The sequence below is a fragment of the Pontibacter chitinilyticus genome, assembly GCF_039748935.1.
Classification (GTDB): domain Bacteria; phylum Bacteroidota; class Bacteroidia; order Cytophagales; family Hymenobacteraceae; genus Pontibacter; species Pontibacter chitinilyticus.
Map to the genome: position 1 here is coordinate 329501 of NZ_JBDIZJ010000003.1, position 24567 is coordinate 354067.

General features: G+C 52.8%; 22 protein-coding genes. 12 read left to right on the forward strand and 10 right to left on the reverse strand.

What is annotated here, in order from left to right; genetic code table 11:
- Window positions 1-10 precede the first annotated feature (10 nt).
- The 4 genes from ABDW72_RS07750 to ABDW72_RS07765 all read left to right on the forward strand — a co-directional run bounded on the left by ABDW72_RS07750 (window position 11) and on the right by ABDW72_RS07765 (window position 4820).
- The gene (locus tag ABDW72_RS07750; RefSeq protein WP_347157960.1) at window positions 11-652 is read left to right on the forward strand and encodes a DUF5011 domain-containing protein; all 642 of its coding nucleotides are present in this window, start codon (window positions 11-13) and stop codon (window positions 650-652) included.
- A gap of 11 nt (window positions 653-663) precedes the next feature.
- Window positions 664-1161, forward strand: coding sequence for a lipid-binding protein (locus tag ABDW72_RS07755; protein WP_347157962.1), 498 nt, complete (start codon window positions 664-666; stop codon window positions 1159-1161).
- 194 nt (window positions 1162-1355) lie between these two features.
- Window positions 1356-3755, forward strand: a complete 2400-nt coding sequence (locus ABDW72_RS07760) for a TonB-dependent receptor (RefSeq protein WP_347157963.1) — start codon at window positions 1356-1358, stop codon at window positions 3753-3755.
- A gap of 3 nt (window positions 3756-3758) precedes the next feature.
- Entirely contained in the window at window positions 3759-4820 is a 1062-nt protein-coding gene (locus tag ABDW72_RS07765; protein WP_347157964.1) for a DUF4249 domain-containing protein, read from the forward strand.
- Window positions 4821-4881: 61 nt separating this feature from the next.
- Here the strand turns inward: ABDW72_RS07765 and ABDW72_RS07770 are convergent, their stop codons facing one another.
- Window positions 4882-6087: an acetate/propionate family kinase gene (locus ABDW72_RS07770; protein WP_347157965.1), complete on the reverse strand. Its 1206-nt coding sequence runs from the start codon at window positions 6085-6087 to the stop codon at window positions 4882-4884.
- A gap of 78 nt (window positions 6088-6165) precedes the next feature.
- Complete coding sequence (gene pta, locus ABDW72_RS07775; protein WP_347157966.1) at window positions 6166-8256, reverse strand: phosphate acetyltransferase; 2091 nt, start codon at window positions 8254-8256, stop codon at window positions 6166-6168.
- A 316-nt stretch (window positions 8257-8572) separates the two neighbouring features.
- Here pta and rnhB point away from each other — a divergent pair, with 316 nt between their 5' ends.
- Window positions 8573-9169: a ribonuclease HII gene (gene rnhB / locus ABDW72_RS07780; RefSeq protein ID WP_347157967.1), complete on the forward strand. Its 597-nt coding sequence runs from the start codon at window positions 8573-8575 to the stop codon at window positions 9167-9169.
- A 44-nt stretch (window positions 9170-9213) separates the two neighbouring features.
- Here the strand turns inward: rnhB and ABDW72_RS07785 are convergent, their stop codons facing one another.
- On the reverse strand, window positions 9214-9648 hold the full coding sequence (locus ABDW72_RS07785; protein WP_347157968.1) for a response regulator: 435 nt from the start codon (window positions 9646-9648) through the stop codon (window positions 9214-9216).
- Window positions 9649-9691: 43 nt separating this feature from the next.
- Window positions 9692-11176 (reverse strand): ATP-binding protein, encoded by a 1485-nt coding sequence (locus ABDW72_RS07790; protein WP_347157969.1) that lies wholly within the window; start codon window positions 11174-11176, stop codon window positions 9692-9694.
- 387 nt (window positions 11177-11563) lie between these two features.
- Between ABDW72_RS07790 and gcvT the strand changes: the two genes are divergently transcribed.
- Window positions 11564-12652: a glycine cleavage system aminomethyltransferase GcvT gene (gcvT, locus tag ABDW72_RS07795; protein ID WP_347157970.1), complete on the forward strand. Its 1089-nt coding sequence runs from the start codon at window positions 11564-11566 to the stop codon at window positions 12650-12652.
- 82 nt (window positions 12653-12734) lie between these two features.
- Complete coding sequence (locus ABDW72_RS07800) at window positions 12735-13460, forward strand: 2-phosphosulfolactate phosphatase (protein WP_347157971.1); 726 nt, start codon at window positions 12735-12737, stop codon at window positions 13458-13460.
- A gap of 70 nt (window positions 13461-13530) precedes the next feature.
- Here the strand turns inward: ABDW72_RS07800 and ABDW72_RS07805 are convergent, their stop codons facing one another.
- From ABDW72_RS07805 to ABDW72_RS07820, 4 genes are all read right to left on the reverse strand, one after another.
- Window positions 13531-13857: a nucleotide pyrophosphohydrolase gene (locus ABDW72_RS07805; protein ID WP_347157972.1), complete on the reverse strand. Its 327-nt coding sequence runs from the start codon at window positions 13855-13857 to the stop codon at window positions 13531-13533.
- 15 nt (window positions 13858-13872) lie between these two features.
- Window positions 13873-14796, reverse strand: a complete 924-nt coding sequence (locus tag ABDW72_RS07810; RefSeq protein ID WP_347157973.1) for a hypothetical protein — start codon at window positions 14794-14796, stop codon at window positions 13873-13875.
- Window positions 14797-14871: 75 nt separating this feature from the next.
- Complete coding sequence (dtd, locus tag ABDW72_RS07815) at window positions 14872-15324, reverse strand: D-aminoacyl-tRNA deacylase (protein WP_347157974.1); 453 nt, start codon at window positions 15322-15324, stop codon at window positions 14872-14874.
- Window positions 15325-15414: 90 nt separating this feature from the next.
- Complete coding sequence (locus ABDW72_RS07820) at window positions 15415-16071, reverse strand: hypothetical protein (protein WP_347157975.1); 657 nt, start codon at window positions 16069-16071, stop codon at window positions 15415-15417.
- Window positions 16072-16208: 137 nt separating this feature from the next.
- On the opposite strand from ABDW72_RS07820, the gene ABDW72_RS07825 reads away from it, so the two are divergent.
- The gene (locus ABDW72_RS07825) at window positions 16209-17105 is read left to right on the forward strand and encodes an ATP-grasp domain-containing protein (protein WP_347157976.1); all 897 of its coding nucleotides are present in this window, start codon (window positions 16209-16211) and stop codon (window positions 17103-17105) included.
- Window positions 17106-17240: 135 nt separating this feature from the next.
- A complete protein-coding gene (locus ABDW72_RS07830) occupies window positions 17241-19964 on the forward strand; it encodes a hypothetical protein (protein ID WP_347157977.1) in 2724 nt (907 codons plus the stop codon).
- A 132-nt stretch (window positions 19965-20096) separates the two neighbouring features.
- Here the strand turns inward: ABDW72_RS07830 and corA are convergent, their stop codons facing one another.
- Both corA and ABDW72_RS07840 read right to left on the reverse strand, forming a co-directional pair.
- Window positions 20097-21227 carry a magnesium/cobalt transporter CorA gene (gene corA, locus ABDW72_RS07835; RefSeq protein WP_347157978.1) on the reverse strand — a complete coding sequence of 377 codons (1131 nt, stop codon included), beginning with the start codon at window positions 21225-21227 and terminating at the stop codon, window positions 20097-20099.
- A gap of 50 nt (window positions 21228-21277) precedes the next feature.
- Window positions 21278-21892 carry an IMPACT family protein gene (locus ABDW72_RS07840; RefSeq protein WP_347158060.1) on the reverse strand — a complete coding sequence of 205 codons (615 nt, stop codon included), beginning with the start codon at window positions 21890-21892 and terminating at the stop codon, window positions 21278-21280.
- Between the two features lie 188 nt (window positions 21893-22080).
- On the opposite strand from ABDW72_RS07840, the gene ABDW72_RS07845 reads away from it, so the two are divergent.
- Genes ABDW72_RS07845 through ABDW72_RS07855 form a run of 3 tightly spaced genes read left to right on the forward strand, consistent with a single transcriptional unit; the run spans window position 22081 to window position 24566 of the window.
- Window positions 22081-22494 (forward strand): sugar 3,4-ketoisomerase, encoded by a 414-nt coding sequence (locus ABDW72_RS07845; RefSeq protein ID WP_347157979.1) that lies wholly within the window; start codon window positions 22081-22083, stop codon window positions 22492-22494.
- A 1-nt stretch (window position 22495) separates the two neighbouring features.
- Complete coding sequence (locus ABDW72_RS07850; RefSeq protein WP_347157980.1) at window positions 22496-23608, forward strand: DegT/DnrJ/EryC1/StrS family aminotransferase; 1113 nt, start codon at window positions 22496-22498, stop codon at window positions 23606-23608.
- Window positions 23609-23615: 7 nt separating this feature from the next.
- Entirely contained in the window at window positions 23616-24566 is a 951-nt protein-coding gene (locus ABDW72_RS07855) for a glycosyltransferase family 2 protein (RefSeq protein WP_347157981.1), read from the forward strand.
- Window position 24567: the final 1 nt, after the last annotated feature.

Sequence of the window (24567 nt, forward strand, 5' to 3'; positions counted from 1 at the left end):
TTGTATAGAAATGAAAATACAACATAAATTCTTACTGATGGCGCTGGCACTTCTCTCCTTGGGCATGTACAGCTGCGAGAAGGATGATGAAACGGCCCATGTGTCTTTTGTAACTACCTATCCAACGGTAACCCTAAATGGCGAGGAGTGGAATGTAGTGCCACAGGGAGAGGCGTTCACAGATTCTGGTGCAGTGGCTATGGAAGGGGACAAAGAGATAGACGTAACCACAAGCGGCACGGTTGATACCAGCACGCCGGGCGTTTACCTCATCACCTACACCGCCACCAACAGCGATGGTTTTTCTGCGTCAGCTACCCGGAAAATAGGTGTTATCTCGCCGGAAGCGGCTGCCATAGACCTGAGCGGACAGTATCAACGCAACGCAGGTGCCGGCGGCATCTCCACTGTAACCAGGCTGGAACCGGGGTTTTACACGTCAGACAACGTAGGGGGCGTTGCCGATCCGGGCCCTTCCACAACCGTCCGGTTCTATCATTATGATGTGGACGAAATCGCCGCGCCTCCTCAGGATGTGCTGGGCAGCACCTTTGAGACAGTGGACGGATCGGTTATACCTGGCGTTAGTTACAGCTGGGTGGTGCTGAACTCAGGATACGGCGACGCCCTACGCACCTTTGTTAAATTGTAAAGCAGACAGATATGAAAATCAAACCTTTATACTATATATTGGCCATGCTGCCCCTGCTGGGCTTTTTAACGGCCTGCGATGACGACGATGAAACCGACATCGAATACACCGCCACCTATCCGGTGTCCGGCGACTGGACTGTAACCTATAGTGTGGATGATGGCGCTGGCGGGCAGCAGGTACTAGCAGAAGGCCTGGAGCTGCTGATCTATAACACGGCGGCGAACACACCCGATGCGGTTTGGGTAGATGACAACGGCACGTTCTGGCAGTACAAGGTGCGGGCCAACGTGAACATGGCCGACCTGACTTTTTCAGGCCAAGACCTGGAAAACCAGGCCTACGAATCGAAGGTGACCATTGCCAACGGGAAGGTGTTTAAAAACGCGGCTACCGTAAACGGCATACAACGCGACAGCATCTCGATGGATGTGTCGTTTGATGATGATGATCCTTCGTATGGCACTGTTTACCATGTAAACGGTCACCGCAGCACCGGTTTTGAGTAAACCCTGTAGTAGTTTATACATGCTTGTAGAAAAGGCAGGTTCAGCAGAGCCTGCCTCTTTCTTAAGCTCCCCGCCAAGCAGTATACTTTCTTAATAGCTGCCTAATCGTTGTGCGTTTACCCGCAGGAAATCTGCTGTAAGGGTATAGACGTTTTCGCGGCCTGATCGATCCATCCCGCCATACTATTTTATACATGAGGCAAGCCATACCTGGTGCTGCTTTTCTGGTATTAGTGCTGCTCTGGCCGCTACTGCTGGCGGCACAGGCCACCCTTGCTCGTACACGGCAGGCAGGCACAACCATTAAAGTGAGCGGCACCATAACAGATGTGAAAACAGGAGAGCCAATAGCTGGTGCGGCAGTGTATGCTGAGCGCAACGGCAACGGCGCTGTTACAGGCCGGAACGGCACCTTTTCACTCACCGTACCTGCCGGCAACAATACCCTGATTGTTACATACCTGGGGTATGAAAAGGCGACGCATACTTTTACCAGCTCTCAAGACATAATCCTGCGGCTGCCGCTGTCGAAAGCATCTGTGCAATTGTCGCAGGTAGAGGTGCTAGGCGGCAGGCCGGCAGACGACAACATCAGCAATGTGCAAAGCGGAGTGACGAGCCTAAGTATAAACACCATCCGCAAGGTACCGGCTTTTCTGGGCGAGGTGGATGTGGTGAAGAGCCTTAAGCTACTGCCAGGCGTCAGCTCTGTCGGCGAGGCGGCTTCGGGTTTTAATGTGCGTGGCGGAAGTATAGATCAGAACCTGGTGCTGCTGGATGAAGCCCCTATCTTTAACAGCTCCCACTTATTCGGCTTCTTCTCGGTTTTTAATCCAGGTGTTATAGCAGATGTTACGCTTTACCGTAGCGGTATTCCGGCGCAGTATGGCGGGCGTATTTCGTCGGTGCTGGACGTGCGGCAGCGGGAGGGTAGCTTCGAACGGTTCTCCGTAAATGGCGGCATCGGGCTGGTGTCGGGTAGGTTGGCAGTAGAAGGACCAATTGTAAAAGACAAGACCTCCTTCCTAATAGCTGGCCGCCGCTCATACTCCAATTGGCTGCTGCACCAGGTACGCGATGTATCCGTGCGTAACAGCAGCGCGAACTTCTATGATATCTCTGCCAAGCTCAGCCACCGGTTCGGCAGCAGAAACAGGCTGTCCCTCTCAGCTTACCGGAGCAGCGACCGCTTTGGCTTTGCCGCTGATACCCTGTATGGGTGGAGCACCACCACAGGTAACCTGACCTATACGCACCTTTTTACCGATCACCTGGTCCTGCGCCTGTCCGGTATTATGAGCAAGTATGATTTTGAGATGCTGCAGGAGGAGCCGAACAATGCCTCCCGGTACAGCAACGGCATTCTGTATAAAAGTATAAAAGCTGATTTCGCCTATACTTCCGGTAAGCACCAGATCGATTTCGGCGCTTCATCCCATATTTATACTTTCCGGCAGGGCGAACTGGAGCCAAATTCCGGCATTTCGCAGGTCCTACCCGTCCGCTTACAGCAGGAGCATGCCCTGGAGAGCGCCATTTACTGGAACGATGCGGTAAAGCTCTGGCCAAAGCTATCGGTGCAGTATGGTGTGCGCTACTCTTTTTACGGGAACTATGGGGCAGGTGAGGTGTACCAGTACCAGCCAGGCGAGCCGAAGCAGGAGCGAACGATCACGGACACGCTGCACTATAGCACCGGAGAAATGATCAAAGCCTATCATGGTATAGAGCCGCGCTTTTCCTTGAACTATAGCCTGGGTAAGCACAGTGCCGTGAAGCTTGGCTATAACCGCAACCGGCAATACATCCACCTCATCAGCAACACCACCACTGTGTCGCCTACAGACCTCTGGAAGAGCAGCAATACCTACATCAGGCCCCAGATTGGCGACCAGGTGAGCCTCGGCTATTTCCGCAACTTCCTGCAAAACACCATCGAAACGTCTGTGGAAGGCTACTATAAGCACATCCAAAACCTGCCAGATTATAAGAACGGGGCCAATTTATACTTAAACCCGGCGCTTGAAGCTGATTTACTGGCAGGCAAAGGCAGGGCGTACGGTATAGAGGCAAGTATAAACAAGAAAGCCGGCCACCTGACCGGCTGGCTCAGCTATACCTACGCCCGCACCGAAGTAGCAATACAAGGCGCTGGCGAGGAAGAAACCGTAAACAGTGGCGCCTGGTACCCGGCCAGTTATGACAAACCACACACTCTGAACATGGTGAGCAGCTACCAGCCCCGGAAGCGCGTGATCTGGTCGGCAAACTTTACCTACAGCACCGGCCGGCCTATTACAGCGCCGGTAGCACACTACGTGATCGGCGGTTTCGTGGTGCCCGATTATAGCCAGCGGAACCAGTACCGCATTCCTGCTTATCACCGCCTTGATGTGTCGATGACGATACTGCCTAACCCGGACAAAAAACAGAAGTGGCAGGGAAGCTGGAACGTGTCGGTTTACAACCTGTACGGGCGTAAAAATCCGTACGCGGTCTTCTTTAAGCAAGTATACGGCTCGCCGCCCCGCGCTTATCAACTGGCAGTAGTAGGGGTGCCGCTACCGTCTGTATCATATGATTTTACTTTCTAGCAGATGAGGACATTGAATTTAAAGTATCTTTTTCTGTCGGCACTGCTCCTGCTGGTGAGTGGGTGTATCGATCCGTTGGAACTTAACATCGGCAGTGACGCCAAGCGCTTGGTGGTGGATGGCCTGATCACAAACGAACCGGGACCCTATACCGTGAAGCTAAGTATGAGTGAGCCGTATGCTACCTACACCGGAGGCCGGAGCGTGGCTGTACAGGAAGCTGCTGTGGTGATTTCGGATGAGCAGGGCACCCGAGAGGAACTGACAGAAACATCGCCGGGTATTTACCAGACAAGTATAAACGGCATCCGCGGAGAGGTTGGCCATACGTATACGGTAACCATCCGAACCAAAGAAGGCCGCACGTATACCTCAGCTCCCGAAATGCTGCTACCCGTAGCAGAACTGGACAGCCTGTACGCCGAAGTAAAGCCACAGCAGGTGCTTAATTCTGAAAATATAGAAGAGACGGTTTATGTTGTAAACGTGTATGCCGATGCGCAGGACCCGGTGCAGGCAAAGAACTTTTACCGTTGGCAGTGGGAGGGAACGTATCGTGTGAGCACGCAGCCCTGGGATTACTCCGAAAAGGTGCGGGGGGTGCGCGTTCCTATGCCCAAGGATTGCTGCGCTATTTGCTGGATCACCAACCACACCAACAATGTAAACGTGCAGGACGATCGGCTCATAAACGGCGGCGGGATCAAACACCACCTGGTTACGCAGCTACCGGTAACGGCGCAAACCTTTGGCACCAAATACTACCTCGAGGTAAAACAACTGTCTGTGTCGGAGGCCGCCTTCGATTTCTGGAGCACGCTAGGAGAGCAAATCTCCACGGTTGGCAGCATACAGGACCCGCCACCCGCCACCATCATCGGCAACATTTCCAGCATTGACAATCCGGAGGAAAAAGTCCTTGGCTTCTTCGGAGCATCTGCTGTCTCCCGAAAAACCATTTTCGTAAGGCGCGAGGAACTGGGCGTAAATCCCGGCGAGTTGATCCTGCCCGATGACTGCCGTGTACTTGCCGGCAGTACCACGGAGCAACCCTCATTTTGGTAGCGAACTTAATACTGTTGCCGGCAGTGCAGCAAGTATAAACCAGCTGACTTTGTTGCAACAACTACGATGCAGACGCAAGCAATGCCATACATTGCTGCGCGATCTCCAGTTCCTCGTTGGTTGGGATCACAAGCACCTTTACCCGGGAATCTGTCGTGTTGATCTCCCGCAGCTCTTTAGAACGTTGGCTGTTTTTCTCCGCGTCCAGTTGAATACCCAGGAAGTCCATCTCCTGGCACACGTCGGCGCGGACGGTTGCATCGTTTTCGCCCACGCCAGCTGTAAACACGATGGCATCCAGTCCGTTCAGCGCGGCGGCATAGGCCCCGATATACTTTTTGATGCGGTAAGCATACAGGTCATAGGCCAGGGCAGCAGTTTCGTTGCCGGCCGCAATTTCCTGGCTGATGTCGCGCATGTCGCTGTGGCCGGTCAAGCCCAGCATCCCGCTTTGCTTGTTCAGCAAGGTGCTCACCTGTTCCGGGCTGTAGCCTAACTGATTAATCAGGTGGAAAATAATGGAAGGATCGATGTCGCCGGAGCGGGTGCCCATTACCAGACCAGCCAAAGGACCAAAGCCCATGCTGGTATCCACGGAGCGCCCGTTAGCCACGGCGGCCATACTACAGCCGTTGCCCAGGTGAATGGTGATCAGTTTGGCTTCCGGCTTTTGGAGATACAGAATGGCTTGCTCCGTCACATACTTATGGCTGGTGCCATGGAAACCATACACGCGGATGCCATACTCTGTATACATGGAATTCGGAATAGCATAGCGAAAGGCTTTTTCGGGGAGGGTCTGGTGAAAAGCGGTATCGAACACGGCAATCTGGCGCGCGTTGGTAAATATCCGCTCGGCTACCACAATGCCCAGGTAATTAGATGGGTTGTGCAGCGGCGCGAGCGGAAAAAGCTTTTTGATTTCAGCCTTTACTTCTGGCGTGATGAAGGCCGTGGAGGCAAAGGTTTCACCGCCATGCACTACCCGGTGCCCTACCACGTCTATTTCTTTCGGGTCCTGAATCACACCTACTTCAGGCGAAGAGAGCAGTTCGGTTACGGCCAGCAGGCCAGCTTCATGGTCGGGTAGGTCCAGGGTACGGCATATCACTTTTTCTGCTTCGCCGCTGCCTGTTTTATGGGTGATCACGGCATTGGGCAAGCCAATGCGTTCTACCAATCCGCTGCAAACGGGCGTTTCGGAGGGCATACGAAAGAGCTGGTACTTGATAGAACTGCTTCCGGAGTTAACAACTAATATATTCATGTAGCTAAGCTGGTTTAAGGCTCCTGTAAGTATAGGAGGTCGCAAAAGGGGCTCTGCCTTCGCGATTTTTAAATGGAGTTAGGACTGACTTTGAATAGCGGTTATGACCACGGTATTGAAGATGTCTTCTACCGTACAGCCGCGGCTTAAATCATTTACCGGTTTGTTGAGCCCCTGCAGCATTGGGCCGATAGCCAGGGCACCTGTTTCGCGCTGCACAGCTTTGTATGTGTTGTTTCCCGTATTCAGGTCCGGGAAAATGAGCACGCTCGCGCGTCCGGCCACCTCCGAGTTCGGGAGCTTCTGCTTGCCAACGATTGGGTCTACCGCAGCATCATACTGTATCGGGCCTTCTACTTTCAAATCAGGCCGCTTCTGCTTCACGATCTCCGTGGCGGTGCGCACCTTTTCCACATCAATTCCTTCGCCGGACGAGCCGGAAGAGTAGGAGAGCATGGCAATACGGGGCTCAATGCCAAACCGCTGGCTGCTCTCGGCAGACGAAATGGCGATCTCTGCTAGCTGCTCGGCCGTAGGGTTCGGGTTCACGGCACAATCTCCGAAAACCGATACCCGATCGGGTAGGCACATAAAAAAGACCGAGGATACTACCGAAACGCCCGGCTTGGTTTTGATGAACTGGAGAGCCGGCCGGATAGTATGCAGCGTAGTGTGCACCGCTCCCGACACCATCCCGTCAGCATGCCCTTTGTACACCATCATCGTGCCGAAGTAGGAAACATCCGTCATCAGGTCGCGGGCCATTTCGAGCTGCACGTTCTTGCTTTTTCGTAATTCGTAAAGCGTCTCTACATACTCGGGGTAGTAGTCTGATTCCACAGGATTGATAATGCGGATGCGGCTGAGGTCCAGGTCTATGTCCAGTCGTTTCACGGATGCGGTAATTTCCTGCGGGTCGCCGAGCAAGGTCAGGTCCACAATATCCTGGTGAATCAGGCGAGCAGCCGCCCGTAGAATGCGCTCGTCATTTCCTTCCGGCAGCACAATATGCTGCTTGCTGGCCCGGGCCCATTTTACCAGCTGGTACTGAAACATGTGCGGCGTGATGCCTTCGGGTGTAAAAGTGATGATCTTTTCATCCAGCGCCTGTACATTCACATACCGCTTAAAGGTATCAATGGCCAGCAGTATCTTCCGCTGGTTGTCCGGTGTAATCCGCGATTTGATGTTGCCGATGGTAGTGGCAGTTTGAAAAGAGCCGGCGTTCACGGCAATTGTCGGTACTACGGTCTGCAATCCTTCCATCAGCCGGATCACAGGTGCATCGGGTTCAAAGCCACCAGTGAGCACAATGCCGGCCACTTTCGGGTAATTGACAGAAAGGTTGGCTTGCAGCGCACTCAGGATGATATCGGCCCTGTCGCCGGGGGTCACGATCAGCACGTTTTCTTTGATGTGGTTAAGGAAATTGGGCACCTGCATCGCGCCCATTATCGAGAGATCGGCCTGGTTGTAAAGCTGTTGCTCTCCGAAGAGCAGCTTGCCTCCCACAATCTCCAGCACTTCCTTCATGGTAGGGCTCTTGAGGTTCTGCTCTTCCGGAATGGCTGCATAAATCGTCTGACCCTCCTGCTGCGTTCTAAAGTAAGCATTTACCTCCTCCAGCTGCGCCGGATATACTTTGTTGGCAATCACGGCCACCACCTGCACCTCCCGCACCTGGAAGTTGCGCTTGATGGTGCGCACGGCGCTGATAAGCTGCTCACTTGTTTTGCCTTCGCCGGAAACTACAATAATGACCGGTGCACCCAGGTTTTTGGCAATCGTCACGTTCGCGTCGAACTGGAAAGCCGCCGCCTGCCCCAGAAAGTCGCTCCCCTCTATCACTGTAAAATCATAGCTTTCTTCCAGCTTTTTATACTTGCTGATGATCACATCGATCACCTCTCCCTGGTTGCCCGCTTCAATCTGGCGCATGGCCTCCTGCTGGGTGAAGGCAAAGGTGTCGGCATAGGGTATAGAAAGCCCGAAGTGGCTGATCACTGTCCGGATATGCGCATCCTGTTCAACTTCCGGATCAAAATTGATGATCGGTTTGAAGTAGCCGATCTTTTGCGCTTTGCTCAAAAGCATGTTTACAAGGCCCAGCGCCACAATGGATTTGCCGCTGTAAGGTTCTGCCGTGGCAATAAAAATATTTCTGGTCATTCGTTTACTTAAAGTGCAAAGTTAAAGGTACGCATCTTTCCGAAAGATGATAAAGGTCACCCAGCGCAGCATTTAATTAAGCCCGTTTAGCACCAGCATAACAAGTCAACTTTTCTTCTATACTTCGCTCAAAAGCCTCTCCAACTGAAGCGACCTTTGCTTTTTGGAAGCGGGTGCTGAAAGCGTCCAGGTGCCCGTCACAAGTATAAGGAGTAGTATAAAGGCTGCTGATATTTTTGAAATTAAAGACGAAGAAGTAAACTTGCTTTGGGTTAAAATTTGTTAACGCTTTTGAGAAACATATACAAGCTATACGATGCTATTATCTAACCACAGCGGTTATACTTTGGAGGCAGGTATTGACGAGGCAGGCCGGGGCTGCCTGGCAGGGCCGGTAGTGGCCGCGGCGGTTATACTACCGCCCGATTACAAGCACGGCCTGCTGAATGACTCCAAACAGCTAACGAAAAAGCTGCGGGAACAACTGCGCACCGATGTGTTGCGCGACGCGGTGGCTTGGGCCATCGGAGAAGCGTCCCCAGCCGAAATAGATGGCATCAACATTCTGCAGGCTACTTACCTGGCCATGCATCGCGCAGTGGAGGCACTGCAGCAGCAACCCGAATATTTACTGATCGACGGCAACAGGTTTAAACCTTATAAAGAAGTGCCTCACGCCTGCATTGTGAAAGGAGATGGAAAGTACTTGTCGATCGCAGCGGCTTCGGTGCTGGCAAAGACCTACCGCGATGATGTAATGAGTCAATTGGCAGAACTACACGGTGGCTATGGCTGGGAGAAAAATGCCGGTTACCCCACCGTTTTTCACCGGGACGCCATAGCACTGCAGGGCACCACGCCACACCACCGGCAGTCGTTTACGCTGCTGCCGGCACCGCTGGAAATAAGCTAGAAAACAGCACACATAGAAGATTCGCCAAACAGGGTGTGGGGCGGTTATTTCAGTTTGATGAGGTCCAGGAAAAGGCTAAAGCTGTCGAGCGAGGAGTGGCTTTTCTCGAAGCTGTCGAAGGTGAGCGGCTTTACAATATAACCGGACACGTTCAGGCGCTGTGCAGCCAAGCGGTCCGTTTCCTCGTTTGAGGTGGTCATGATAAAAACAGGAATATGGCTGAACTCCGGTTCCCGGCGCAGCTCTGCCAGAAATTCCAGCCCATTCATTTTTGGCATGTTGATATCCAGCAGAATCACGCTGGGTGCCGGCGTAATCTTTTCAGTTCCTTCGCCGCGCAGCATGTTCAGCGCCTCTTTGCCATTCCGGCTAACATGAATCGGATAGGTGATATTTATCTTTTTAAGCTCCCGCTCAACATTCATAATATCCAGGTAGTCATCTTCTACTAAAAGGATATTCACTGTATTCTCGCTCATTGCTATAATATAAAAACGAAGTTTAGATCAAATCTATTAAAAATTATACACTTTCTACATCCTCTTTGGGCCAGGTAAATGTAAACGTAGCCCCTTGGCCCGGCTGCGAAGTAAGCCAGATAGCGCCACCCTGCCATTCCACAATCTTTTTCACGATGGCCAGCCCCACACCAGTACTCTCTACCGCATCGCGTTCCTGCAACGTCTGGAAAATCACAAAAATGCGCTCATGGTATTCCGGGTCAATGCCGGGCCCATCATCAGATACGGAAAAGACATGGGCATGGTCTGCTTCGTGGTGCGCCACAGTAATATACCCGGTATTCTTATCATGGTACTTAATGGCGTTGCTGATCAGGTTCGAAAACACCTGTTGCAGCTGTATCCGTACGGTATGGAGCACAGGCAGGTTATCCTGCACCTCCAGCGTAAAGCCGGCCGGCAGCGACACCATGTCCACCACCTCCGACAGCAGCTGGTTCACATCCACTTCTTCCTTTACCTGGTTGGTGCGGCCGATCCGCGCCAGGGCCAGGATGCCGTTTATCAGGTTTTCCATGCGGTGCACCCGCACCCGCATCATTACCAGGTACTCCTGCACATTATGGGGCAGCTCTTTGCCCATATCCTCCTCTACCCAGCGCGATGCCACTTCGATGCCCCGTAGCGGTGCTTTCAGGTCATGCGACACTACATACGCAAACTGATCGAGCTCCTTGTTTTTCCGGTCCAGCTCCGAGAACGTCTCATCGATGGTGGTTGACATGCGGTTGAGGGAATGCGATAGTTGGCTCAGCTCATCTTTTGAGGTATCGATGATCTGCGTTTTATAGTCACCGCGAGATATCTGCTCGGCCAGTGTCACCATTTTAATGATGCGGCCCGTAATCAGGCGCGTGATGTAGTATGCCCAGCTCAGACCCAGGATAACGGACAGGATGGTGAGCACCGACGATACACGGCGGGTGGTATTTATACTTTGATTAAGGCGCTCGCGGCGGGTGTCCCGCACCTGGTACTCATAGGTGTTGAACTCCCGGAAAGCTGTTCGGATGGAGTCTACGATCAGCTTCTCGTGCATGATCATGCTGTCGAGGCGGGCGTAGTACTGGCGGGTAGAGCTCGTCGAGAGCGAGTCGCTTTGCTTGAGCCGGATCAGGGGTTCGGCAAGATCCTCCTGAAACCTTCTTTGCAGCCGGATGATGTTGTTCAGCTTGCGCGTTTGCTCCGGCGATTTCACCGTAAATTTCTTGATCTCTTTAAACAAGCTGGGAAGCTGCTCCTTTGCCGACAAGTATGGCTGCAGAAACGTAGCGTTGCCGTTTAAAAGGAAGCCCCGCAAGCCTGTTTCCATGTCGATGATATTGCGTTGCAGGGCTGCTGAGTTGCGCACCACGTTCTGCGAACGCGATACCCACTGGCTGTTCTCGATCACGTCTTCTGACAGCTGAAAGTTGACCAGCGCCACAGCTGTAAACAGAACCGAAATAAGCACGAACCCGGCAAAAAGCTTTACTGATAATTTCATGATAAAGTATACCTGCTACATAATAAGGTGCAAAGAGTCAGCATAAGGGTCTGACAGTCGTAAACAACACAGGCTGTACCCGCCCGGCACAGCAAAGAAACTGCAATATACAGCTGTTTTGGCAATTAATAAGGCGGCAGGAGCACTCTTGTAAGTATAAACCGAAGTAAACGTGTGCGTCTTACCATCCGGGTAAAGGATAAAGCCGCCTTAAACAGGTGCTATACTTGTAACGCTGGTGCCACGTTGTGCAGCAGAAGCCGCTTGGAGCCGTAACCAAGGTAAGCTACGGAATGCAGCCGTCAGACAGGTATAAAATTTCGGAAGCGGCTTTAATTTTGTTATTTTTGCCGCTCAATCCCGCTACCGGATAACGAAAACGAATTCATGGAACTGAAGAAAATTGCTCTGAATGACATACACGAGGCTTTAGGCGCCAAAATGGTCCCTTTTGCCGGCTACAACATGCCTGTGCGCTACTCATCGGACATAGAAGAACACAACACGGTGCGCAATGCGGTGGGTATTTTTGATGTGTCGCACATGGGTGAGTTCATGGTGCGCGGCCCACAGGCCCTGGACCTCATTCAGCGCGTGACCTCCAATGATGCTGCCAAGCTAACGGACGGCAAGGTGCAGTACTCCTGCCTGCCCAATGAGGATGGCGGCATTGTAGACGACCTGCTGGTGTACCGTCTGGCTGAGGAGGAATACATGCTGGTGGTAAACGCCTCCAACATCGACAAGGATTGGAACTGGATCAGCAAGTATAACACGCAGAATGCCGAGCTGGAGAACATTTCGGACGAGGTATCACTGTTTGCGGTGCAGGGGCCAAAAGCAGCCGAGGCGCTGCAGTCGCTCACTTCCATCGACCTGGCAAGTATGGCCTACTATTCGTTTGCCAAAACAACTTTCGCCGGCGTGCCCGATGTAATCGTTTCGGCAACAGGCTATACCGGGGCTGGCGGTTTCGAGATTTACGTTAAAAATGAGCATGCCCGCACGGTGTTCGACGCCATTATGGCAGCCGGCAAAGATTTTGGCATTAAGCCCATTGGCCTGGGTGCCCGCGATACGCTGCGCCTGGAAATGGGCTTCTGCCTCTACGGCAACGATATAAACGACAGCACCTCTCCGCTGGAAGCTGGCTTGGGCTGGATCACCAAGTTTGATAAGGACTTTACCAACGCTGCTAACCTGAAAAAACAGAAAGAGACCGGCGTAGAGCGCAAGCTGGTTGGTTTTGAGATGGTGGACAAAGCTATTCCGAGAGCGCACTATGAAATTGTGAACGCAGAAGGAGAGCAGATCGGGGAGGTGACCTCCGGGACTATGGCGCCATCGATGGGCAAAGGCATTGGCCTGGGTTATGTGACCACCGCCTATAGCAAGCCCGGCAGCGAGCTGTTTGTGCGCGTTCGCAACAAAGCCATGAAAGCACAGGTGGTAAAGCTGCCGATCTATAAAAAATAGTTATTCGTTATGCGTTGTTCGTTATCCGGAGTAATTATCCTGATGCGAGCAACGACGAACGATAAACGATAAACAAAACAAGATGGCAAGTATAGATGTGTGTTACAGCCCGGCGCTGTTGCATTTGTATGATCTGGAAGGGAAGGCTGTGGTGGCCGTGGATATCTTACGGGCAACCTCTACCATGACCACGGCGTTTGCAAATGGCGCCGCTGATATCATTCCGGTGATGGACCTGGAGGAGTGCCGCACCTTTGCTGCCAAGGGATATCTGACAGCTGCTGAGCGCGATGGCATCAAAGCCGATGGGTTCGACCTGGGCAACTCTCCTTTCAGCTACGGGCAGGAGGTGGTGAAAGACCGCACCATCGCCATTACTACCACCAATGGTACACGCGCCATCCGCTTATCAGAGGCGGCAGAAGAGATCATTGTAGGCTCTTTCCTGAACCTGCAGGTGGTGGCTGATTACCTGCGCGAGCTGCAGCTGGATGTACTGGTGGTATGTGCCGGCTGGAAAGGCCAGTTTAACCTGGAGGATACCCTCTATGCCGGTGCCCTGGTAGAGCGGCTGCAGGATACGTTTACCTTTGCAAACGACGCCACGCTGGCCTCGCTATACTTGTACCGGCAGGCCAAAGACGATCTGCTTTCTTTCCTGCGCCAATCCTCGCACGTACGCCGCCTCGAAAACCTGGGCATCGAAAAAGACATTGCTTTCTGTCTGCAACACGATGTATTCGATGTGCTCCCTGTGTGGCGCCACGACCGGCTGGTAAACTTGATAGTTCAGAAGTTAGAACTTTAGAGAGTTTAGGAGTTAGAAAGTTGATGAAGTATACTTGTTCATCAACTTTCTAACTCCTAAACTCTTTAACTTATTTCAGTTTTTCGTTCTGCTTGTGCCGTTGGCTGTCGCGGTTGGTTTTCTTGTCCAGGTTTTGGCGCAGTGCCTCGGTTAAGTCTATGCCGGTTTGGTTGGCCAGGCAAATCAGCACAAAGAGCACATCCGCCAGTTCATCGCCCAGCATTTTGCCTTCGTCGCTTTTCTTAAACGATTGTTCGCCATATTGTCGTGCAATGATGCGGGCCACTTCGCCTACCTCTTCGGTGAGAATGGCCATATTGGTGAGCTCGTTAAAGTAGCGCACACCATTCTCTTTTATCCATTTATCAACAGTGGCCTGTGCATCCGCGATGGTCATAGGTTTAGTAATTGGTTACTTGCCAAATTTAATCACAAAATCTACATAAGGCACACCAATCGCAATTTCCTGTGCAATATCGGAGTTGTTTACGAACGCCAGGTCCACGGTTAGTTTCTCGCTCATAAACCGAAGGCCATAAGAAAAGAGGCCGTAGTAGCTACCGTTGGGCACAATCCAGTTTTCGGTCACCAGCCCTACTTTGCGGCTGATACGCGTCATGCCGCTGAGCGTAAAGATCGGTTTGCTCGAAAAGGAGCCGTCCACGTAGCCGTAGCCCAGGCCCAGGGTGGCATTATTGTTGGTGTTGCCGTATGTTACAATGCCATACCCGATGCCTAATCCGCTGAAGTCGTCTTCGAAAGCTGTGGAGTTCAGGTAAAGCACACCTGCGCCCGCGTGTACTTTTTCGCTGATAGGGAAGCTATACTTGGGGGTGATAAAGACGATGGGGTTGCCGGTAAAGGTAGAGATGAGTTCAAAGCCACCGCCAATGGTAAAACGGTCGGTAACGCCATAGTTGAAGGAGTTGACCACCAGGTATGTGTTCTGGTAATAGGCCTCGCCTTTACGCAAACTGAAGCCGGTCGGGGAAAACAGGTAGCGGGTGGCATTGGGGTTGTCAAACCAGTATTCGCCATGCTTGAAATTATGCTCGTCGAGCACCTGAAAGCGTGTGATCTGGCTGCGCAGAATAGTGAGCTCGCCGGAACTCTCCGTCTGTATCCGGATGCTGTTTGCGTCCTGCTCCAGCAGCAGTCCCTGCAGCACAGAACCGTCCTTGGTTTCGACCACACAACGCGGCAGCCCGGTGGTCTGCACCAGCGTAGAATCCGTCTGGGCCATAGCAGCCGCACTGAAAAGCAGCAACGCCGCCAAACACCAATATACCCGGTAGCATACGCAGCACTTGGCTGCCGGTAGGAGGCTGCTTTTCATACTGTTAAAGTTAAATGGAAGTATAAGTATATAGAATATACTTTATACGTACAACAGCCGTGGCAGCAATGTTTTCTATGCTTTATTTTTCGAGTCGATCACGATGGTAACCGGCCCGTCGTTCAGCAGCGAAACTTTCATATCTGCGCCAAACTCGCCGGTTTGTACGGGCTTGCCTAAGGCGGCCGCAAGCAAGGCAATAAACTGCTCGTAAAGCGGAATAGCAACAGGTGGCGGGGCTGCGCTGATGTAAGAGGGGCGATTGCCTTTTTTGGTGCTGGCAAACAGGGTAAACTGGCTGATGACCAGTATATCGCCCTGCACCTCCTGCACGCTCAGGTTCATTTTGCCGTCGGCGTCAGAGAAAATGCGGAGCTGCACAATTTTGGTGGCCATCCACTGCAGGTCCTCGGCCGTATCCTCAGGGCACATGCCGGCGAGCACCAACAGCCCCAAGCCAATTTGTCCTTTTATTTTTTTATTAATTTCCACAGAAGCCTGTGTCACCCGCTGAATTACGACGCGCATAGCCTGTTATACTTTGGTTCAGGGCAAAGGTACGAAATTGGGTGTGATGCGGTGTATGTGGAGAAATCTACTGCTGGGCCAGCTGTCTGTTTAATCTACGTAGCCTTCGTAGCGGATGCGGCTGACTTTGCCCTTTTTGAGATAGAAGCGAAGCGAAGTAGGCGCTCCCTCCATATTGGAAGCAACAATTTCTGTGGGAGTTTGCGTGATGCGCAAGGGCTGTGTTTTCTGAGCCTTCAGGCGGGCCAGCAGTTCTGCCTGGCTCATACCTACCCGCAGGTTGTTGCGCAAGGTAATCGCATTGCTGTTTACATCTGCCACTTGCAGCAGCAGTTCGCCGGTTTGGGTAGGGGCATACAACTCCAGCACCGAGTTGCCGAAACGGATCGTGAACAGCGTGTCGGAAATATCGGGTTGGTGCAGGTTCTCGATCGGAGCAGCGTCGATGGTAAAGTCTGAGTTGATGCGGTCGTAGTAGGCACTCAGGTTTTTGCTCTGGCTCTGGCTAACTACAAACGGATTTGCCAGCAGGTCAAAGGACGCGGCCGTACGCACGTTGCGCCGGAAAGCAGTGGTGTCAGAAGGGACGACTTCGGGCCGGGGCTGTACCAATACCTGCTCCTGCGTTTGCTCCTTATGATCGGCGCTGCAGGCCGGCGAAAAGATACTGACAAATAACAGCAGCGCCAGCAACCGCACCGAAGGGCTGTAGCTGTAACAAGGGCTGTTATAAGGCAGGTAGGGCATATGGCTAGTGAGCAAAAGGTAAGAGAATTTACCTTACATACGAGAGCTGCCTGCTTAAAAGTTATGCCTAAAAAGAAGGTGTTGCTGTGGCTACTACGCCGGATAAAGTATAAATTCGCATCAAATATCAGACAAAAATGCATATCCAACAAATTGCTTTAATTACTTATAAAAGTACCGGCAGCTATAGCGGAATTTCAGAGGAGGAGAACGATCATCTGTTTCATTTTTTGCAGGAAAAAGGCTTGCCGGTTTCTTTTCAGGTATGGGATGATCCGGCCGTGGACTGGAGCCGCTTTGATGCCGTTATCATGAAATCGCCCTGGGATTATTTTGATAAAATTGATGCTTTTTATACCTGGCTGGATACCCTCGAAACCATCGGGATGCCCGTGCTGAACCCGTTGCAGACCATCCGCTGGAATGCCGATAAGCTATACTTCAAAGACCTGGTGGCAAAGGGCATTGAGGTAGTGCCCACCGTGTGGCTAAACCAGGGCGAACCGTTTAGGGCTGCGCAGGTGATTGCCGAGTTGGGTGTAGAGAAGATCATTGTGAAGCCGCGGGTAAGTGGTGGCGCCAAAAATACGCTGGCGCTAACGGCACAGCAGGCGGAAAGCAGAACGGCAGAAATAGATGCGCTGCTGCAGCAGGAACCCTTTATGGCCCAGCCATACCTGCCCGAAATAGCGGAAAAGGGCGAGTGGTCGTTCCTGTTCTTCGGGGGCAAGTATAGCCATACAGTGCTAAAGACTGCTAAAGCCGGCGACTTCCGGGTGCAGCATTTCTTCGGTGGTACTGTGCACACTTTCGCACCACCGGCAGCCCTGCTGGCTACGGCGCAGCACATCATCGATACGTTTGCTGCGGACTGCCTCTATGCCCGTGTGGATGGCGTGGAACTGGACGGCCGTTTCGTGTTGATGGAACTGGAACTGATCGAACCCTACCTGTTTATGGCCACCAGCCCGGGAGCGATAGACCGTTACTATGAGGCGCTGCAGGGTCGGTTACAGGCACTGCGGGTCTGCTAAAGTACAACCTGGCAGCTACTGCCGGTCGTTTGTGCCGCAGGTACGGACGATCGGTACTGCACTGCGGAAGCTCCTGCCATTGGAAAGCTCATAATTCAAAATTTCGGTTAATTTTGTAGCCTGAACCTGCTTGCCATGCCCAAACGTTTCCTTTTATACTTTCTCGGATTTGTTGTGCTTGCCTCGCTGGCCTACTATGGTTTCAGCCGCTGGAAAGACTCGCGCGAGAAGGTGGACCTTTGGACGCTGGTGCCGGACAGCGCCACTTTTGTAGTAGAAACCAATAACCATGCCGAACTGGTGGAGCACCTGAAGAAAACAGGGCTTTGGAACAGCCTGGCTATACTTCCGTTTGCCCAGCGTTTTCAGGAAAACATTACCTGGCTCGACAGCATCTCACCCGGTACCCAGCGCCTGGAGCGCTTCCTGGATAAGAAGAGCATTCTCACCTCGGTGCACGTGGTAGGCAAATCAGACGTGGAAGTGGTGTACTATGTACCAGTTAACTCGGTAGGAGAGCACCGCTTTTTACGTACCCTGATGGAGCACATCGGCCAGAGCGCCGTGTATAAAGAAGATAACCGCGATTACCAGGGCATGCAGCTCACCGATGTTACCAATACCCGCAACGGCAGCAGCTTTACTTACTTTTCGTACCACAACAACGTGATCATGAGCCCCTCGTCGGTATTGGTGGAGGAAGTTGTGCGGCGCATCAACCGCGGCACGCTCACCTCGGTTGCTGCTGATTTCAAGAGCAGCAACTACCTGGGCCAGCCGGAAGTATACGCCAACGTCTTCATCAATTACCGCAACCTGCCCGACCTGCTCGCCCTTTTTCTGCAGCACGACCTGATGCCGGAGGTGCAGTACTTGTCGAGCCTGTGCCAGAGCGGGATGCTGGAGCTAAAATTGGAGCAGAACAAAATCTTTTTGAACGGCTTTTCGACACCTGAGCGGCTGAAAGGTTCGCTGCACGCTAACCTGAAGCCTAAAAAGCCGCAGCCACTTGGGGTAAAGGCTTATCTGCCCAGCCGCACAGCGGTACTGCTGGACTTTGGTATGGAAGGCGTTACTCAACTGCGGGCGCAGGCCAAAGACGCACAGAAAGGCTCAGCCTATGCCGCTACTGTAGATAGCCTGGCACGCACGATCAGCGATGAAGTAGCGTTGGCGTATATGGAATCGTTTAATATTACGGCCAGCCCCGAGAAAGTGGTTTTTGCGCATCTAGGCAACAAAAGACAGGCCGCCAAGCTGCTGGCAAGCCTGTCGCAGCGCGTAGGAGCAGCCCGCAAAGCAAAACCGTATACCGAGGAGTATGGCAGTTATACTATCCGGATGCTGGATGTGCCGGAGTTACCGGCGCAGCTGTTCGGGCGGCTGTTCTCCGGTTTTGAGCAAAGCTATATGGTGGAGGTAGATGATTACCTGCTCTTTGCCTCCGATATCGCCACCTTGCGTAACCTGCTCGACGACATCTCGGCAGAGAATGTATGGGGCAAATCGGTGGCGCAGAAAGCTTTTCTGGAGGAGACGTTGCAGGAGGCTAACTTCAGCCTATACCTCAATACTGTAAACGCCTGGTATATACTGAATCGCTACGTGACGGACGAGGATCGTGAAGACCTGCTGCAGAACGCCTCTCTCATTAAACGCTTTAACCAGATCAGCCTGCAGTTTTCGAAGGTAGACTCGCAGTATTATACCAGCTTTGTTTTCAGGCGGCAAAACAGGGGCAAAGCGGGCGACGATGTGTTCAGTACAGAGCTGACCATGCCTTTTGCCAGCAGGCTGGACACCCGCCCTTTTGCACTTCAGAATGCCGTAGACCGCAGCCGCGAGGTAGTAGTACAGGACTCCGCCAACGTGCTGCACAACATTACCGCCAACGATAAGCCGGGCTGGACCGACAGCGTGGGCACCTCTATCCGGAGCGACATCAAACAGATCGAGTTTGGGCCGGAAAATAAGCTGCGCTACCTGTATGCCACCACCAACCACATCCACGCCATCGACAACCAGGGGCAGGAACTGGAGAATTTTCCGTTTAACTTGGGCGACTCGCTGCGCATCCAGCACCTGTCGGTATTCGATTATGAGAAGAACGGCAACTACCGCCTGCTGGTAGACGATGCACAGGGCAATTTGTACTTGTACGACATGCGCGGCACGGCTATACCTGGCTGGCAACCGCGCCGCATGGATTACCGGTTGGCTGCTGAGCCGCAGCACATCCGGGTAGGAGGGTATGATGTGATACTGGTGCTGCTGGAGAATGGCTATATTTATGCCCTAAACCGGGACGGGGAAACATATCCCGGCTTCCCATTCAGTATTAAATCGCCGCTTACGTCAGGAGCCATCATCAAAGCGGGCTCCGACCTGCGCCATACTGAAGCAACGGTGGTTACGAAGTATGGCGATGTGGTGGTGTTTAACCTGCAGGGCAAGATGCTGCAACGCGAACAACTGCTGCGGCCAAGCAAGCGGGCCATGTTTGAGCTGATACCGGAAAGCAGCAACGGGCGTTCGTTTATACTTGTGCGACAGGACCAAGGCAAAGTGGCGGTATTTGACCAGGACCTGAGGCAGGTGTTTGAAAAGCGGTATGTGACCTCCGCCCCCAAAATAGTGCAGTACTATAATTTTGGCGGTGATAAAAAAGTATACGCCATCACCGAAACCGGTCCGCAGAAAACCTACCTCTACGACGAGAAAGGCAACCTGATCGGCGGCCGGGCGCTGGAGAACAGCCAACCCGTTACCATCTATTACAACGAAGGCACCAACACCTATACCATCTACACGGTGCTGCGCCATGAACTCCGCAAAATCGACTTTAAGGTCGTAAGCTGATGCCACAATTAAGCTGTTCTTCTCCGCTGTTGCGAGCTTGCAGCTCGTGCCTTTATGTATTTTATAAAGTATAATCTGAAAGTCCGCACCAGCAGACACCGGCCAACAGTAAATGTCTTTTTTGCAGCCTAATTAAAAGCTCCGGAACCAGCCTTTGCGATAAAAGAAGTATAGCTGAAGTATGATCAACAGCACCATCAGCCCTACTAGAATAGGGTAGCCGTAGGGCTGGTATAATTCGGGCATGTTGAGCGGGTATACGCGGCCTGTTTCGGGGTTCTCGTGGGCGAAGTTCATGCCATACACCCCTACAATAAAGCTGAGCGGAATAAAGATGCTGGAGATAATGGTGAGCACTTTCATGATCTCGTTCATGCGGTTACTAACCGTCGACATGTATAGCTCCACCAAACTCGAGGTCATTTCCTTTTGGTTGTCGATCAGGTCGATCAGCTGCACGGCATGGTCGTATGCGTCGCGGAAGTAAGCTTTTAAGTCCTCTGGAATAAAGCGCTCGTCCAGACGCAGCAGCTCGTTGATCTTGTCGCGCTCAGGCCACACAATGCGGCGCATCTTCACCAGTTCACTCTTCAAGCTAAGAATGTCGCTGAGCGTTTGCTTAGAAGGCTCCAGCAGCACATGCTGCTCCAAATCATCGGTATAATTGCCTATTTCGCTCATTACCGGAAAGTAGTAATCCAGCACCACGTCGATGATGGCGTAGGCCAGGTACATGGTCGGCCGGTTGCGGATCTGGCCTTTGCCTACGCGGATGCGTTCGCGTAGCGGGTCCAGGCAGTCGGCATAATCGCTTTGCAGGGTGAGCACGTAGTTGGGGCCGGTAAAGATAGAAAGCTGCGCATCGTCCAGGCAGTGCGTGTCGTTAGACCAGCGCATCATGCGCGAAATGATGAAGAGGCGGTTACCTTCAAACTCCTCCACTTTGGGGCGCTGGTAATCGTTGATGACGTCTTCCATCTGCAGCGGGTGCAGTCCGAAGTCGTGCGTCAGGTGCTCCAGTAACTTCAGGTCGCCATAGCCCCTGATATCGATCCAGTGGCGGGCATCCGGCTGCTCCCGTACTTTCTTCAGCAGCAGGGCGTAGCTGCTTAGTTCTTCTTCCAGCAGGTAATCGTCCTTAAACGACATCAGGAAAAACCGCGGCGCATAGGCCTCGGCGGGTACATACAACAGGCCGGGACGGTCGCCGGCTTTCCGGTCCAAGATTTTATTGCGGGCGCTGCGTTTTCTGCGTTTTGACATGCGGCGGGGAAGTTAGGAAGTTAGAAGGGTAGAAAGTTAAAGTTTTAAATTTAAAGAGGTGCTGCGTTTAGGAGAGATACGGCTGTATGATCCATTTCTTCCAGTTTCAGGGTGATTTCCTCCTGCAGCTTACGGCGAACTTCCAACGTCAGGTGGCAGTCCAGCGCAAATTCCTGAGCCTTCATCTCCAGGTCGTACGCTTTCACCAGGCTCATGACCTCGTTCATCTGCGGGTACTGGAAGTGTACCTGCAGCAGCACAGTTTCATACTTCTCCACTACTGTGGCCTGCGCCAGGGCATCGGCTGCAGCGGTTTTGTAGGCGTTGATCAGCCCGCTGACACCCAGCTTGGTACCGCCAAAGTAACGCACCACCACTACCAGCACATTGCTCAGGTCAGCAGAACGGATCTGGCCAAGAATAGGGTCGCCGGCCGAATGATTCGGCTCGCCATCGTCGTTGGCACGGTAGCGGCTCTTGTCGGCACCCAGGCTGTAAGCGTAGCAATGGTGGCGGGCATCATAGTAGGTTTTGCGGAGTTCTGCCAGCTGTTCCTTCACTTCTTCCTCGGAGTATACCGGATAAGCCAGTGCAATAAATTTGCTGCCTTTCTCTTTGTACAGGCCCTCGGCGGGAGCGGCGATGGTATGGTAAATATCTTCCATGGAAGGCATCAGGCCAGATAATTATGGTTGCAAGAGCTATTTAAAGCAAAGCAGCTGCAGGTATAAAATCCGGCACTTTTAAAGCAAATGTAGGTGAAAAGGGGATGCTTTGCCAGCGCGCTTGCTGTAGCCAGTGCTATAATCCCGTAAAATGTGTTTATTTTGTATCAAAATCAATTATCAGACGATTGCCTGCAAGCCCTTATACTTTTCCTTTTCACAGCATCGGCTCTCCGGCAGAGGGCTTCGTTACGACTACCCAATGTGCCGGCAACCTGCCCTTTGCTGTAAAGCGCGTGTTCTGGACGCATGGCACGCCAGCAGCCGTGGTGCGGGGGCGGCATGCCCACAAGGCAACAGAACAGGTGCTGGTAGCCGTGCAGGGGCGCATCAGGGTAGCGGTAGATAATGGCAGCACGCAGCAAACGTTTATACTTGATGCACCCGACCAGGGACTTTACCTGCCTCCGCTGCACTGGGCCAACCTAAACTTTGAGGAAGGGGCGCTGCTGCTATGCCTTACCTCCAGTGATTTCAGCGAAGCAGATTACATTCGCTCCTACGAGGCATTTCAACAGGCCATACAAGCTCTGAAAAGATAAGATGCAGCCTGCCATTCCTTTTTTCCAGTTCCGCGATTTTCCGGATGGCCTGCAGGCGCAGGAGCTGGAGGCGCTGGTGCAGGCGGTGCAGCACAACCAGTTTATACTTGGGCCGGAAGTGCAGGCCTTTGAACAGGAGTTTGGCGCCTTTCTGGGTGCAAATGTGCAGGTTGCAGGCGTGGGGAACGGCTATGATGCGCTGGTAATGGCCCTGCAAGCGGCCGGTGTACGCGCTGGAACCGAGGTGGTGGTGCCCTCCAACAGCTATATGGCCACGGTAAATGCGGTGCTGCAGGTGGGGGCTGCTCCTGTGCTGGCAGAGCCGGATGCTTATACTTATAACCTAACAGTTGCTTCGGTGGAAAAGGTGCTTACTCCCAAAACCAAAGCCATTCTGCCGGTTCACCTCTACGGGCAGGCCTGCATGATGGAGCCGCTGCTGGAGCTCGCGGACAAGTATAACCTGCCGTTGATAGAAGATGCAGCCCAGGCGCACGGCGCTACCTATAAAGGGCAGCAGGCTGGCACCTTTGGCTTTTGCAACGCCTTCAGCTTTTACCCGACCAAAAACCTGGGTGCTCTCGGCGATGCCGGCGCTGTGGTGACTGCTAATGCCGAAGCGGCTGCTTTTGTGCGAAAGTACCGCAATTACGGGCAGGCGCAGAAGTATGTGGGCGAGGTGGTCGGTATCAATTCGCGACTGGATGAGTTGCAGGCAGCGGTGCTACGCGTAAAGCTCCGGCACCTGCACCTGCTCAATGCCGAGCGGCAGCGCCTGGCACAAATCTACCTGCAGGAGTTGGCTGCTTTGGGTGATCTTATACTTCCTGTAACGGCACCCGGCTGCAACCACGTGTACCATATCTTCAACATCCGTACGAAATATAGAGATGCGCTGCAGGCCTGGTTGAAACAGCAGGGCATCGGCACCGCTGTACACTACCCGGTGCCGGTACACCTGCAGCCAGCTTACCGTTTCCTGAACTATAAAGCCGGCGATTTTCCGGTGGCGGAAGCCTTGACACAAACCAGCCTTAGTCTGCCGCTTTTCCCGGGCCTAACGGCAGCAGAGCAACAGGCCGTGGTACAAAGTATAAAACAGTTTTTTACGTAAACTGCCGATGCCTTCTTTGCCGCTTGTTTCCATTATCTGCCTGTGCTACAATCATGCACGTTTTCTGCGCCAGGCGCTGGATTCAGTGCTAGCCCAGACATATCCGAACCTGGAAATCATCATCGTAGATGACTGCAGTACCGACGGCAGTATGGCCATCATAGCGGAGTACCTGGCACAGCATCCGCAACTCACCTTTATCAGCACCAGGCATAACCGGGGCAATTGCGCTGCTTTTAATATGGGCTGGCGCGCCAGCCAGGGCGAGTTCCTGATCGACTTTGCCACCGATGATGTGCTGCTGCCTGACCGGGTAGCCCAACAATTAGCCGCTTTTCAGCAGCTTGATAGCAGTTATGGTGTGGTATATTCCGATGCTGAGTACATCAGCGATAGCGGGGCACATTTATACTTGCATAGCCGAAATTTTGCGCCGGCGCCTTCCGGCAGCGTATTTGCCGAGGTGTTGCGCCGCTACTTTATTTGTTCGCCTACCATGCTGGTGCGCCGCCAGGTATTTGACTACCTGAACGGTTATGACGAAAACTTATACTATGAAGATTTTGATTTCTGGCTCCGCTCCTCCCGCAAGTATAATTACCATTACCTGAACAAAGTGACCACGCAACGGCGCATCCACGGCAGCTCCATGTCGCGGAGATGGTATACCAAAGGTGATCCGCACCTGGCCTCAAACATAAAGATCATGCAAAAGGCCCTGGCGCTGGTGCAAACGCCCGAAGAACAGGACGCTTTGTTGGTCCGGCTGAAGGCTGAGGTGCGGCATGCTTACTTTTCAGGCAACTTTGCTATTGCCCAACAATTGTTCCTTCTGATGCACCAGGCAGCACCGTCGCTGCCGCCAACCTATATACTAATGGAGCGGCTGAACAAGTATAAAGTAGACCTATCGCCGTTACGGAAGCTATACTACCGGCTGCGGTACCGGAATCGGTAAG

Coding starts and splice junctions, on each gene's coding strand:
- ABDW72_RS07750 (WP_347157960.1), top strand. CDS start 11: ATGAAAATACAACATAAATTCTTACTGATGGCGCTGGCACTTCTCTCC.
- ABDW72_RS07755 (WP_347157962.1), top strand. CDS start 664: ATGAAAATCAAACCTTTATACTATATATTGGCCATGCTGCCCCTGCTG.
- ABDW72_RS07760 (WP_347157963.1), top strand. CDS start 1,356: ATGAGGCAAGCCATACCTGGTGCTGCTTTTCTGGTATTAGTGCTGCTC.
- ABDW72_RS07765 (WP_347157964.1), top strand. CDS start 3,759: ATGAGGACATTGAATTTAAAGTATCTTTTTCTGTCGGCACTGCTCCTG.
- ABDW72_RS07770 (WP_347157965.1), bottom strand. CDS start 6,087: ATGAATATATTAGTTGTTAACTCCGGAAGCAGTTCTATCAAGTACCAG.
- pta (WP_347157966.1), bottom strand. CDS start 8,256: ATGACCAGAAATATTTTTATTGCCACGGCAGAACCTTACAGCGGCAAA.
- rnhB (WP_347157967.1), top strand. CDS start 8,573: ATGCTATTATCTAACCACAGCGGTTATACTTTGGAGGCAGGTATTGAC.
- ABDW72_RS07785 (WP_347157968.1), bottom strand. CDS start 9,648: ATGAGCGAGAATACAGTGAATATCCTTTTAGTAGAAGATGACTACCTG.
- ABDW72_RS07790 (WP_347157969.1), bottom strand. CDS start 11,176: ATGAAATTATCAGTAAAGCTTTTTGCCGGGTTCGTGCTTATTTCGGTT.
- gcvT (WP_347157970.1), top strand. CDS start 11,564: ATGGAACTGAAGAAAATTGCTCTGAATGACATACACGAGGCTTTAGGC.
- ABDW72_RS07800 (WP_347157971.1), top strand. CDS start 12,735: ATGGCAAGTATAGATGTGTGTTACAGCCCGGCGCTGTTGCATTTGTAT.
- ABDW72_RS07805 (WP_347157972.1), bottom strand. CDS start 13,857: ATGACCATCGCGGATGCACAGGCCACTGTTGATAAATGGATAAAAGAG.
- ABDW72_RS07810 (WP_347157973.1), bottom strand. CDS start 14,796: ATGAAAAGCAGCCTCCTACCGGCAGCCAAGTGCTGCGTATGCTACCGG.
- dtd (WP_347157974.1), bottom strand. CDS start 15,324: ATGCGCGTCGTAATTCAGCGGGTGACACAGGCTTCTGTGGAAATTAAT.
- ABDW72_RS07820 (WP_347157975.1), bottom strand. CDS start 16,071: ATGCCCTACCTGCCTTATAACAGCCCTTGTTACAGCTACAGCCCTTCG.
- ABDW72_RS07825 (WP_347157976.1), top strand. CDS start 16,209: ATGCATATCCAACAAATTGCTTTAATTACTTATAAAAGTACCGGCAGC.
- ABDW72_RS07830 (WP_347157977.1), top strand. CDS start 17,241: ATGCCCAAACGTTTCCTTTTATACTTTCTCGGATTTGTTGTGCTTGCC.
- corA (WP_347157978.1), bottom strand. CDS start 21,227: ATGTCAAAACGCAGAAAACGCAGCGCCCGCAATAAAATCTTGGACCGG.
- ABDW72_RS07840 (WP_347158060.1), bottom strand. CDS start 21,892: ATGGAAGATATTTACCATACCATCGCCGCTCCCGCCGAGGGCCTGTAC.
- ABDW72_RS07850 (WP_347157980.1), top strand. CDS start 22,496: ATGCAGCCTGCCATTCCTTTTTTCCAGTTCCGCGATTTTCCGGATGGC.
- ABDW72_RS07855 (WP_347157981.1), top strand. CDS start 23,616: ATGCCTTCTTTGCCGCTTGTTTCCATTATCTGCCTGTGCTACAATCAT.